At 53.2% G+C, this 13,010-nt stretch carries 11 protein-coding genes; all 11 read left to right on the top strand.

What is annotated here, in order from left to right:
- Positions 1-1,314, top strand: a complete 1,314-nt coding sequence (gene murD / locus QO008_RS07000; protein ID WP_307385362.1) for a UDP-N-acetylmuramoyl-L-alanine--D-glutamate ligase — start codon at positions 1-3, stop codon at positions 1,312-1,314.
- A gap of 7 nt (positions 1,315-1,321) precedes the next feature.
- Positions 1,322-2,419, top strand: a complete 1,098-nt coding sequence (locus QO008_RS06995) for an FtsW/RodA/SpoVE family cell cycle protein (protein WP_307385361.1) — start codon at positions 1,322-1,324, stop codon at positions 2,417-2,419.
- Entirely contained in the window at positions 2,416-3,516 is a 1,101-nt protein-coding gene (gene murG, locus QO008_RS06990) for an undecaprenyldiphospho-muramoylpentapeptide beta-N-acetylglucosaminyltransferase (RefSeq protein ID WP_307385359.1), read from the top strand. The genes QO008_RS06995 and murG overlap by 4 nt, the downstream gene beginning before the upstream one ends.
- On the top strand, positions 3,509-4,432 hold the full coding sequence (locus QO008_RS06985) for a cell division protein FtsQ/DivIB (protein ID WP_307385357.1): 924 nt from the start codon (positions 3,509-3,511) through the stop codon (positions 4,430-4,432). Before murG ends, QO008_RS06985 begins: the two co-directional genes overlap by 8 nt.
- A gap of 79 nt (positions 4,433-4,511) precedes the next feature.
- Entirely contained in the window at positions 4,512-5,594 is a 1,083-nt protein-coding gene (gene ftsZ, locus QO008_RS06980; RefSeq protein WP_126465520.1) for a cell division protein FtsZ, read from the top strand.
- 57 nt (positions 5,595-5,651) lie between these two features.
- A complete protein-coding gene (nrdR, locus tag QO008_RS06975) occupies positions 5,652-6,110 on the top strand; it encodes a transcriptional regulator NrdR (protein ID WP_126465519.1) in 459 nt (152 codons plus the stop codon).
- Between the two features lie 8 nt (positions 6,111-6,118).
- Positions 6,119-7,447: a replication-associated recombination protein A gene (locus QO008_RS06970; RefSeq protein ID WP_126465518.1), complete on the top strand. Its 1,329-nt coding sequence runs from the start codon at positions 6,119-6,121 to the stop codon at positions 7,445-7,447.
- Complete coding sequence (gene asnS / locus QO008_RS06965) at positions 7,431-8,816, top strand: asparagine--tRNA ligase (protein ID WP_126465517.1); 1,386 nt, start codon at positions 7,431-7,433, stop codon at positions 8,814-8,816. The genes QO008_RS06970 and asnS overlap by 17 nt, the downstream gene beginning before the upstream one ends.
- A 12-nt stretch (positions 8,817-8,828) precedes the next feature.
- On the top strand, positions 8,829-11,237 hold the full coding sequence (gene leuS / locus QO008_RS06960; RefSeq protein ID WP_307385354.1) for a leucine--tRNA ligase: 2,409 nt from the start codon (positions 8,829-8,831) through the stop codon (positions 11,235-11,237).
- 67 nt (positions 11,238-11,304) lie between these two features.
- A complete protein-coding gene (locus QO008_RS06955; protein ID WP_126465515.1) occupies positions 11,305-11,706 on the top strand; it encodes an RrF2 family transcriptional regulator in 402 nt (133 codons plus the stop codon).
- 3 nt (positions 11,707-11,709) lie between these two features.
- Positions 11,710-12,948: an AI-2E family transporter gene (locus QO008_RS06950; RefSeq protein WP_307385352.1), complete on the top strand. Its 1,239-nt coding sequence runs from the start codon at positions 11,710-11,712 to the stop codon at positions 12,946-12,948.
- The last annotated feature ends 62 nt before the right edge of the window (positions 12,949-13,010 follow it).

Raw genomic sequence — 13,010 nt, 5'->3', positions numbered from 1 at the left:
ATGAAAGATAAGAAACTATTGATTTACGGACTGGGCACCACCGGCCTAAGTGCCATCGATGCCCTGGCCGAGGACAACACCCTATATATTTATGACGACAATTCCGCGCGAATGGAGTCCTTCGGCGCTTCTTTACCCGTATACGAGGATCAAGAGATTGACCTCGTGGTAAAGAGTCCGGGGATCCCGCTGGAAAGCGGAAGACTCGTAGATCTCGCCGCGCGGAATATCCCCATCATCTCTGATGTAGAATTGGCGTATCGGATCTCCGAATGCGAAAATTTTGTGGCAATTTCCGGCACCAATGGAAAGACCACGATCACCGATCTTTTGTACCATATGCTCCTCGACGGCGGTAAAACCGCCTATATGGGGGGGAATGTGGGAATCGGCATTCTTCCCTTGGCAAAACGCGCCAAAAAGGACGACATCCTCGTCGTGGAATGTTCCAGCTTTCAGCTGGAGACCGTCATCAATTTTCGGCCCAAAGTGGCGATTCTCACCAATATTACCGAGGACCATTTGGACCACCATAAATCCGTAGACGCCTATCGGGAGAGCAAAAAAAACATATATAAGAACCAACGGGAAGGGGACCATCTGATTCTGAACATAGACGATCCCTATTTGGCACTATTGGGAGAAGAGGCAGAGGGCGCTTTGGTCGTCAGTACCGCCCCGGTGCGCCAGGACGGCGCGTTCCTCGACGGCGGCACGCTCTATATTCGCTATGGCAGCGACTTGATTCCTTTCATGGAGAGAGAGGAGATGCTTCTTCCCGGCGACCACAATGTTAGAAATGCACTGGAGGCGGCGCTCTGCGCCTATTTAATGGGCGTATCGCCGAAGTCCGTACGAGAGACGCTGATGCACTATAAGGGCGTGGACCACCGCATGGAATTTCTCGGCGAATTCGCCGGCATCCGGGTATACAACGATTCGAAGGGCACCAATCCCGATTCTACCGACGTCGCCCTTGCAGGGCTCGAAGGGCCGATTCGGCTATTGGCCGGGGGATTTTCCAAGGGGAGCGATTTTGTGCCGCTCTTTCACCGGCATCGCGACAAGATCGCGGGACTATACCTATTTGGCGAGACAAAAGATCTGATGGCCGAAGAGGCGCGCGGCGAGGGAATCGAGGAGATTCATACATTCGAGACCTTAAACGAGGCGACAAAAGCGGCGACCGATGCGGCGCTGTCCGGCGATACGCTGCTCTTGTCGCCCGCGTGTGCCTCCTGGGATCAGTTTAAGAACTTCGAAGAGCGAGGCGATCTCTTTAAGACGCTGATCGCCGAGAAGTGGGGCGGATGATGTTTTCATGGAAAGATTGAAAAAATACGTAGATCCCCTGCTTTTGATCGACATCGTACTGCTCTTGGTGATGGGCGTGTTTATGGTCGCCTCGAGTTCGTGGGCCGCGGGGATGCAAGACGGCAATGCCGGCACTTATTATTTAAAGCGCCATCTGCTCTATTTGGCGCTGGGGATCGGCGCCGCCTTCGTCGGCTATATCCTGCCCGTTAAGTTTTATCGCAAGGTCGCGCTGCCCCTTTGGGTCGTAAGCATTCTATTGTGCGGCCTGGTGGCGGCGGGTTTCGGTGTCACCATCAACGGCGCCACGCGCTGGCTGCAGGTGCCGGGAACGGGGTTTCGCTTTATGCCGTCGGATCTATTGAAATACACCTCGATCTTTTATGTCGCACATCTGTGCGTCTTGCACCGTAAAAACCACCGAAAAAAGGGATTTTTGGCGATTATGTGCGTGATCGGCGTCTCGGTAATCGTCGTGGCGAAAGAAGATTTTTCTTCGGCGAGCGTTATCGGGTTGAGCCTGTTTTCGATGTTTTTTATCTCCGGCATCCGCTTTCACGAATTCGTCGCCGTGCTGGGTGCCGGCGCGCTGGGTTTTTTTCTCTTTGCGATTCGCGTGCCGTACAGGATGAAGCGATTGACTTCGTTTTTGGATCCCTTCGACGACATTCCCAATACGGATTGGCAGCTCGCCAATTCACTGTACGCCTTGGGGATGGGGTCGATCACGGGCGTAGGCTATTTTCAGTCGAATCAAAAATTCAACAATCTGCCGGAGGCGTACAACGACTTTATCTTCGCCATCATCGGAGAAGAATTGGGACTGATCGGCACCTTTTCGGTGATCGCCCTATTCGCGTTCTTTGTCTACCGTGGTTTTCAGGTCGCGGTGCTGCAAGAAGGGCTGTACGAAAAGCTCTTGGCGTCGGGGATCTTCGTATCCATCGGCTTTCAGGCGTTCTTTAACATGGGCGTTGCCGCCGGTATATTGCCGGTAACTGGGCTCACGCTGCCGTTTATTTCCTATGGCGGTACGGCGCTGATTTTGGTGATGGGGATGAGCGGCATACTATTACGGTTATCCGGGAAAGGAGTTTCTGCATGAAGATGATTGTTTCCGGCGGCGGAACCGGAGGACATATCTACCCGGCCCTCGCCATTGTCGATGCGGTAAAAAAGAAAGTGCCGGACGCGGAATTTTTATATGTGGGAAAGAAGGGCGGACTGGAAGAAGAACTCGCCGCCAAGGCGGGGCTGCCCTTTCGTGCGATTCGCGTAAAGGGACTGCCGCGCAAGAAGATCAACAAGGATTCGTTCCTCTCTATGATCGAATTGTTGCGCGGTCTAAAAGACGCCGGCGAGATCTTAAAGGATTTTCGTCCCGACGTCGTGGTGGGAACCGGAGGCTATGTATGCGCGCCGATTCTTCTAAAGGCGCAGAATCAGGGAATTCCCACCGCCATTCAAGAGCAAAATGCCTACCCGGGAAAGACCAATCGACTATTGGGCAAGCGGGTTCAACTGGTGGCATATAGTTTTTCGGAAGCGGAAAAGTATTTTCCGGAAGAGACGCCGAAGCTGTTTACCGGCAATCCCATTCGCGATACATTCGAAAAAATGGACGAGGCCACGGCGAAAAAGACGCTGGACTGGCAGACGGAAAAAGACGCAATCCTCTCCTTCGGCGGAAGCGGCGGACAGGAATCCACCAACGAGGCGGTGCTCGAGATTATGGAAAAACACCGAGAACTGCCGTTTTATTGGGTGCATATCACGGGAAAGGACCACTACGAGGACTTTCTGAAGCGGATGCCCGAGGTGGACGCCGCGTCGTATAAAATCCTGGATTATTCCCACGAAATTCCCGAGTATTTGGCGCTCGCCAAGGGCGTCGTCGCCTCGTCATCGGCTATGACGCTGGCGGAGATCAGCGCCATGCACTTGCCGTCTGTCTTGATTCCCAAAGCCTACACGGCGGGCAATCACCAATTCCACAACGCCGTCAGCTATCGGGATAAGGGCGCGGCCTTTGTCATCGAAGAATCCGAATTGAACGGAGATGTGCTGCTAAACAAGGTTTTGGACCTACTGGAAGACAAAGAGACGGCGCGGGCGATGGGGGATGCGGCCAATGCACTCAGCAATCCCGGCGCCACCGCAGAAATTGCCGATGCGATACTGGAGATCGCAAACCATGGCTAAGCGAAAGAAAAAACTCCCGAAAAAGTACCGCAATCGGCGCATCGCCTTTGTGGCTATCGCTGCGCTACTGATCGCGGCGCTCGCATGGGGAGCCGCACGGGCACTCAAAATCGATACCGTCGAGGTTACGGGCACCAAAGTGGTCCCCAAAAATACGGCGCGCGCCGTCGCCGAAGAGGCGGTGGGAACGAGCTATCCGCGCATCGACAAAAAGCGCATGGAAAATCGCATCGCACAAAATGCCTATGTCAAAGAAGTGCATATCGGCTATGGGTTTTTCGGAAAGCTGAAGGTCGACATACGAGAGGAGACGCCTTTCGCGCAGATCTATACCGATGACGGCTACGTCTTGGTGAATGAAGAATTCAAGGCGCTCGAGAAGACGCGCTCCTATGATCCGAATCTTCCGAAGATTTCGGGAATGCCGACGAAGGCGATAAAGATCGGGCATACGGTCTTTGACGGAACCAAAAACGAAAAAAAGATCGAAATGATTCGCGGACTCTTTCAATCGGCGGTGGCGGAGAGCATCAACAGCGTCGAAATATTGGACAGGGGGATCAAGATCCTCCTTTCCGACGGAACGGCGGTGCATATTCGCAGCTTCGAAGACGGACCCTATAAGATCCGCCAGCTGGAAGAGATCTACAAGGAAATGAAGGCGAAAAACAGCCGTTACAGCGAGATTTACTTGGACCAGGGCGATCATCCCGTCGCGGTAAAGCCCTCTGCGCTCGAGGATGACGAGGACGATACGCAGCGCGAACAGTCAGAGCAAAATAAGCCTTCCGAAACGACAAAATCAGCGCGGGGCGCCGAGGAGAAAACGACATCGAAAGAGACCCCAAAGACAGAAAGCGATGGCGCAGAAGAAGATGCACAAAAGGCACGCGCGACACAGAATGGGAATTCTTGACTTGTCTCGCATTTGTCTATAAAATAGAATAAATTGATTCGATATCTGTGGCTTTAGGGCGCAATTAGGAGGATGTATTATGTTGGATTTTGATATGGACCACGAAGAGTTTGCAAAAATCAAAGTGGCCGGTGTCGGCGGCGGCGGGAATAATGCCGTGAATCGGATGATCAACGCCGGCGTAAAGGGCGTGGAATTTCTGGCGATCAATACCGACCGCCAGGCGCTGAAGAATTCTTTGGCGGAGACGAAGATTCAGATCGGTGAAAAGATCACCAAGGGTCTGGGCGCAGGCGCCAATCCCGATATCGGCGAACAGTCTGCGGAAGAAAGTCTCGACGAGATCCGCGAAGCCTTAGAAGGTGCCGATATGGTGTTTATCACCGCCGGCATGGGCGGCGGCACCGGTACCGGCGCGGCGCCGATTATCGCCGATGTCGCAAGAGATCTGGGCGCCCTTACCGTCGGCGTCGTTACCCGACCCTTCAGTTTTGAGGGGGCAAGACGCACCCGTCAGGCGGAACGCGGCATTTCCGAATTGAAGGACAAGGTAGACACCCTGGTCATTATTCCCAACGACCGGCTGTTCAATATCTCCGACAAAAAGACCACCTTCTCCGAAGCGTTTATGATGGCCGATGAAATCCTGAAACAGGGGATCCAAGGCATTTCCGAGCTGATCAGCGTTCCGAACGTCATCAATCTCGACTTTGCCGACGTAAAGACCGTCATGAACAACAAGGGCATTGCACATATGGGTATCGGATATGCATCCGGGGACGATCGCGCTACCGAAGCGGCGCAAAACGCCGTACAAAGTCCCCTTTTGGAGACCTCGATCTCCGGCGCCAAGTCCGTGCTATTGAACATAACGGCAGGAAACGATCTGGGCATGTTCGAGATGAACGAAGCGGCCGATCTGATTCGCTCGGCGGTCGACGAAGAAGCCAATATTATCTTCGGTGCGGGCATCGACGAATCCCTGAAAGATCAGGTGAAGATCACCGTCATCGCCACCGAGTTCGATCAGGATCAAGACGAAAAGAATGTCGATCGTTCGAAGCGCACCGGAGACGAAGGCAAGGACGAAAAGAGCGGATCCGGCAGCAAAGCTAAGGACGATGAGTTGAATATTCCGGATTTCCTCCGCAGAATGAGATAAAAGAGTTTTTGGCGTATCCTGCGGGATACGCCTTTTGTATTTCAGGAGGTGTGATTTTTGCGCTGCCCGTACTGCCAACATTCGGAGTCGAAAGTCGTCGACTCCCGTCCGACGGACGAAGGCACTTCCATCCGCAGGCGGAGGGAGTGCTTGGGGTGCAACAAGCGCTTCACCACCTACGAACAGGTTGAAGTGGTCCCCATTACCGTGCTCAAAAAAAGCGGCGGTACCGAAGTGTTCGATCGGAATAAGATATTAAACGGCTTGATCAAGTCCTGCGAAAAGCGCTCGGTGTCGGTAGAAGATATGGAGGCCATCGCAGACGATATAGAATCGACCCTGCAGAGCAATATGATCCGCCAGATTACCAGCGAAGAGATCGGCGAGATGATCCTCGCGCGCTTAAAAGACCTCGACGAGGTGGCCTATGTGCGATTCGCCTCGGTGTATCGGCGATTTCAGGATATCGACAGCTTTATGCAAGAGCTGAAGGCGCTGCAGAACAAGAAGGAATAGGGAAGAGGATGGATCTCTTTGAATTTCAAATGCAGGAGAATCTGAAGACGAGCGCGCCCCTAGCCGAGCGTATGCGACCGAGAAATCTGCGGGAATACATCGGCCAGGAACACGTCGCAGGCGAAGGAAAGTATATTCCGCGTCTGATGCAGGCGGGCTTTTTGCCGTCGCTGCTCTTTTACGGGCCGCCGGGAATCGGCAAGACGACGCTCGCCGAGATCGTCGCCCGCGAATCGAAGATGGAATTCGTGCCGATCAGCGCGGTGACCAGCAATGTCAAAGAATTGAGACAGATCCTAAAAGCGGCGGAGGAGCGTTTGGGTGCATCGGGTCGAAAGACGGTGCTCTTTCTCGACGAGATTCATCGCTTTAACAAATCCCAGCAGGATGTGTTGCTCCCCTATGTGGAGCGGGGAAAAGTGGTGCTGATGGGCGCGACCACGGAAAACCCGTACTTTTACGTGAACTCCGCGCTACTTTCTCGGCTGCAGGTGGTGCGTCTTACGACCCTCGACGAAGGCGACATCGAACGCATCGTGCGCCGCGCCCTCGCCGATTCCGAACGCGGCTACGGCGATATGGCGATCGAATTTACCGATGTGGGGTTTCGGCGCCTGATCGAATCGGCGGGCGGCGACGGACGCCGCGCGCTCAATATCCTCGAGGTTTGCGTACTCAGCACCAAGCCCAGTTCGGACGGGGTGATTCGCATCGACGAACAAGACGTCGCCGATTCGACCCTCGAAAAGCCGCGACTCTACGATCGAGACGGCAACGAACACTACGACGCCATTTCCGCCTTCATAAAATCAATCCGCGGCTCCGATCCCGATGCGGCGGTGTTTTATTTGGCAAAGATGTTACAAAGCGGCGAGGATCCCGAGTACATCGCCCGGAGGATGATCATCTCCGCTTCGGAAGACATCTCCAATGCGGATCCGAGGGCGCTCGCGGTGGCGGTGGATGCCTTTTACGCCTTTCGCGTCATCGGGATGCCGGAGGGGAGGATCATCCTCGCGCAGGCGGCGACCTATCTCGCATCCGCGCCCAAAAGCAATCGCAGCTATGTCGCCGTAAATGCGGCAATGGCCGATGTGGATCGAGGAATGGGGACGGTGATTCCGCCCTATCTCAGGGATCAGCATCAGCCTATGGAAGAACATGCCGAGTATAAATACCCGCACAATTATGAGAACGCCTATGTAAAGCAGCGCTATCTTCCCGAAGATATGGAAGAGAAGACCTATTATACGCCATCGACGCGCGGCTACGAAAAAACGATGCGCGCCTATTTGGACCGAATCAAAAGACAGGAGGACGATTTTGGAAATTCGTGAAGTATTGGAAAATTATAAGGAACATTTGGGTGAAACCCTGGTCTTGGACGGGTGGATCAAGACGTCGCGGGATTCTAAAAACTTCGGCTTCCTGCAATTGGGAGACGGGAGCGGCTTCGGGACGATTCAAATCGTCTACGAAAGCGATATCGAAAACTTTAAAGAAATCTCGAAATACCCGATCTACAGTTCCGTACGCGTAGAAGGCGAACTGGTGGAAAGCCCCGGTGCTAAGCAGCCGGTAGAGATCCACGCCGCATCGATTGCGCCGCTTTTTCTCGCCGACGGCGACTACCCCTTGCAGAAAAAGCGACATACCTTCGAATACCTCCGCACCAAGGCGCATCTGCGTCCCCGTACCAATACCTTTCAGGCGGTATTTCGGGTACGGAGCCTGATCGCCTTTGCCGTGCACGAGTTCTTTCAACAGAGAAACTTTATCTACGTGCATACACCGATTATCACCGCATCCGATGCCGAAGGCGCCGGTGAGATGTTTCAGGTAACCACGCTGGATATGGAAAATGTGCCCACCACAGAAAACGGAGAAGTGGACTATAAGGAAGACTTTTTCCACAAACATACGAATCTGACCGTAAGCGGACAGTTGCAAGCGGAGGCCTTCGCCACAGCATTTCGAAATGTCTATACCTTCGGACCGACCTTCCGGGCGGAAAACTCCAATACACAGCGCCATGCGGCAGAATTTTGGATGATCGAACCCGAGATGGCATTCGCCGACTTGGAGAAAAATATGGACGTGGCGGAAGACATGCTCAAATACATCATCCGCTATGTATTCGCCCACGCACCCGAAGAGATGGAATTCTTCAATTCCTTTATCGACAAAGGGGTCATCGATCGGCTTAAAAACGTGGTAGAATCCGACTTTGTGCGGATTACCTATACCGAAGCCATCGACATCTTAGAAAAAAGCGGGCAGGGATTTAAATATCCCGTATCCTGGGGAATCGATCTGCAGACCGAACACGAGCGCTATATCACCGAAGAGGTTTACAAAAAGCCGGTATTTATTCGCGACTACCCGAAGGAAATCAAGGCATTTTATATGCGAGAAAACGAGGACAAAAAGACCGTCGCCGCCATGGACCTATTGGTGCCCGGCATCGGCGAGATTATCGGCGGCTCCCAGCGGGAAGAGCGATTGGACGTCTTGACCGAGAAGATTCGCGATTTCGGCATGCAGCCCGAGGACTACGATTGGTATCTGGATCTCAGAAAATACGGCAGCGTCGTTCATTCTGGCTACGGGTTGGGATTTGAGCGCGCGGTCATGTATATAACGGGCATGAGCAACATTCGCGACGTCATTCCCTTCCCCCGTACAGTCGGCAATGCAGAGTTTTAGAGAGGTGTCGGAATGAAAACTTACGATCCGAAAGCGATAGAAAAGAAGTGGCAAGCGTTTTGGGAAGACCGGGAAGTCTATAAGTCGGACCTCGCCGCGGGCGGTAAGAAATTCTACCCCCTCATCGAATTCCCCTATCCTTCGGGACAGGGACTACACGTAGGCCATCCCCGGCCCTATACCGCCATGGACATCGTGGCGAGAAAGCGGCGCTATGAGGGCGAAAATGTCCTCTTTACCATGGGATGGGACTCCTTTGGTCTGCCCACCGAAAACTACGCGATGAAAAACAATATTCATCCCAAAAAAGTCACCGAAAAAAACGTCGCCAACTTTAAAAAACAGTTGAAGAGTCTCGGGTTCAGCTTCGATTGGTCCCGCGAGATCAATACCACCGATCCGTCGTATTATAAGTGGACGCAGTGGATCTTTTTGCAAATGTTCAAACATGGGCTCGCCTATAAGACAGAAATGCCCGTGAACTGGTGCCCGTCCTGCAAGGTGGGCCTCGCCAACGAAGAAGTCGTGGGCGGAAAATGCGAGCGCTGCGGTACCGTCGTCGTTCACCGAAGACGCAGCCAATGGATGCTCAAGATCACAGAATATGCGGAGCGTCTCCTCGAAGATCTCGACGAAGTGGACTATATCGAAGCCGTTAAAATTCAACAGAAAAACTGGATCGGAAAGAGCGTCGGTGCAGAAATTCGCTTCCGCGTCAAAGACACCGACGAATCACTCGAAGTCTTTACGACCCGCCCCGATACCGTCTTCGGCTCCACCTATATGGTGATCGCGCCGGAACATCCTCTGGTGGAGCGATACAAAGAGCGCATCGAAAATTACGACGAGGTGGAGGCCTATCTGCATGAAGTCGAAAAGAAAAGCGACTTCGAACGCACCGAGATGTCCAAAGAGAAGACGGGCGTCGCTCTAAAGGGATTAAATGGTATCAATCCCGCCACCGGAAAAGAGATTCCGATCTGGATTTCCGACTATGTATTGATGAGTTACGGCACCGGCGCGATTATGGCGGTGCCGGGTCACGACCAGCGGGACTGGGAATTCGCCAAAAAATTTGACCTCCCCATCGTCTGCGTGGTCGAAGGCGGAGACATAGAAAACGGCGCCTATACCGATAATCAAGAGGGAACGATGACCGGTTCCGACTTTTTGGACGGCATGAAGGTCGAAGAGGCGATCCCCGCCATGATCCGCTGGCTCGAAGAAAAGGGACTTGGCCGCAAGCAGGTCAACTATAAACTCCGCGACTGGGTCTTTTCCAGACAGCGCTATTGGGGAGAGCCGATCCCCTTGGTGCACTGTGAAGAATGCGGATGGGTGCCGGTCCCCGAAGAATCTTTGCCCTTGGAACTGCCCGATGTGGAGCAATACGAACCCACCGACAACGGACAGAGTCCCCTCGCCCTGGTAGAGGATTGGGTCAATACCACTTGCCCCAAATGCAATCGACCGGCCAAGCGCGAGACCGACACCATGCCCCAATGGGCGGGAAGCAGTTGGTATTTTCTGCGCTATACGGATCCGCACAACGACGAAGCGCCGGCATCGAAAGAAGCGCTGGATTTTTATATGCCCGTCGACTGGTATAACGGCGGCATGGAGCACACCACGCTGCACCTGCTGTACTCCCGCTTCTGGCACAAATTCCTCTACGACATTGGCGTGGTTCCCACCAAGGAACCCTATAAGAAGCGGACGAGCCACGGCATGATCCTCGGCGAAGACGGGGGCAAAATGAGCAAGAGCCGCGGAAATGTCATCAATCCCGACGACATCGTCGACGCATACGGCGCCGATACCCTACGGACCTACGAAATGTTTATCGGCGACTTTGAAAAGGCCGTGCCCTGGTCGGAAAACGGCGTAAAGGGCTGCCGCCGCTTCTTGGAGCGGGTGTGGAATCTTCAAGACGGCCTCCTCGAAGGGGATCGCTATCGCGACGAAGTGGAAGTGTTGATGCACCAATCCATAGAAAAGGTAAGCCGCGATTACGAAAACTTAAAGGCGAACACCGCCATCGCGCAGCTGATGACGATGGTCAATGCCTTCCAAAACACGGGCGTCAACAAAAGGGAATTTTCCACCTTTTTGATGCTTCTGAACCCTGTCGCGGCCCATATTACCGAAGAATTGTGGGAGATCTGCGAATTGGGCGGCCATCTCTGTGAACAGGATTGGCCGACATTCGACCCGGAAAAGACGGTAGAGGACGTCATCGAAATCCCCGTGCAGTTTAACGGCAAGGTCCGTTTTAAGGTGCAAACGGCAAAAGACGCCTCCAAAGAAGAAGTATTTGCCGCCGTGCGGGCGTCGGAATCGTACGAAAAACAGGTAGAAGGCAAAGAGATCGTCAAGGAAATCTACGTTCCCGGAAAGATTCTGAATATCGTCGTTCGATGATTTGACAGACGGATTCCGTTAGGATATCTTATTCATAGGAATTTACTGGGAATTGGGAGGTGAAGGCATGAAGCTGTCGACACGAGGTCGCTACGGATTGATGGCGATGTATCATTTGGCTGAAAATTACGGGGAAGGTCCCCTATCCGTGAACTATATCGCCGAAGCGGAAGACCTGAGCGTGGCCTATCTGGAACAACTGTTTTCACGATTGAAGACCAGAAAGCTCGTCAAGAGCATTCGCGGCGCCCAGGGCGGATACGTTTTGGCGCGGCCGCCGGAAGAGATCGCCATCGGCGATGTGATTTCCGCCCTGGAAGGGGAGATGTCCTTTTCCTGTTGCAGCGCGGAAGACGAGATCTCCTGTGAGCGCGGGGAAGCCTGTTCCGCCAAGTCCATCCTCGACCGCATTCAGGCGCAGGTGGACAGCGTTTTGGATTCCATGACATTGGCGGATATGAGGCAATAGAGCATGAATCAATTCGATTCCTTTTTTAACGTGGTGACGCCGAATTTTCTCGTTGCGATCCGCGGGATCCTCTTGATCCTTCTGATTGCCTTGAGCATTTACTATTTGGTGAACATCGGCAATCAATACATCGACAGGAATCGCCGCATTCACTTCGACTTTCGAAAAGTCGGGATCTTTTTGGGGCTCGTCTTGGGGATTATCGTCCTGCGGTATGTCTTCAAGCGCTTCCCCGTAGTGGGCACGACCTTGGCGGCGATCGCGATCTCGGCGATGCTCGCCTATATCATCAATCCGCTGGTAAGCGCCATGGAGAGGAAGAATATCCCCCGGCGCATCGGCGTTTTGATCGTATATGTGGGCTTTGTGCTGATGTTTGTCCTGCTGTTCGTCGTGGTACTCCCCAAGACGATCGAGGAACTACGAAACTTCGTCGTATCGTTGCCGCAGATGGTGACAAGCGTAAACGACTGGTTTTTGCAAGCCTCCGATCAGATCGAGAAGATCACGAACCTGGATATGACGCGCATCATGCAGAGCGTGCAGCAACAGATGGAAAAATACCTGGCCGTATTGGAGACCGACATATTGGGGCGGCTCCGCATTATGGCATCGGGGATGTATCAGGCTTTGGGTCGCGCCATCAGCTTTGTGTTGGTGCTGATCCTGACCTATTACTTTACCGTCGACAAGAACCGCATCAAGGTGCGCCTGTACAAGTCGATTCCCGTCCGCTACCGGAGTGATACGATGTATCTTGCGACGGAAATCAACACCGCCATGATGGAATTTATCAAGGGGAAGCTCCTCTTGGCGTTTTTCGTGGGCATTGCGACGATGATTATGCTCTGGATTTTGCAGGTGAATTTTGCCGTCGCCATCGGCCTGATTACCATGGTGGCCGACATCATTCCCTATATCGGTCCGTTTTTGGGTTTTGTCCCGGCATTTTTCTTCGCCCTGATGGATTCCTTTGCCAAGGCGTTTTGGGTGGCGATCCTGTTCGTATTCTTGCAGTGGGCGGAAAACAATCTGCTAGCGCCGAAGATCCTCGGCAAGCGAACGGGTCTGCACCCGGTGGTGGTGCTCTTGTGCATCTTTATCGGGGGCGGCACCTTCGGCGTGTTGGGTATGATTTTGTCGGTGCCGGTGTTTTCGGTATTGGTGATTTTGAAAAATTTTATTCGCATGAAAATCGAAGAAGATCGGCGGAACAAAGAAGAAATCAGGAAAGTGCAATAAAGCGACTGCGGTCGCTTTTTTTGCGCGATCGGATTTTGCGCGAATTGACTTTATTTCCTGCG

This window comes from Aedoeadaptatus ivorii (assembly GCF_030815095.1).
GTDB lineage: Bacteria > Bacillota > Clostridia > Tissierellales > Peptoniphilaceae > Aedoeadaptatus > Aedoeadaptatus ivorii.
Note: the sequence above shows the minus strand (reverse complement) of the source record. Positions and strands in the feature narration are given on the sequence as shown.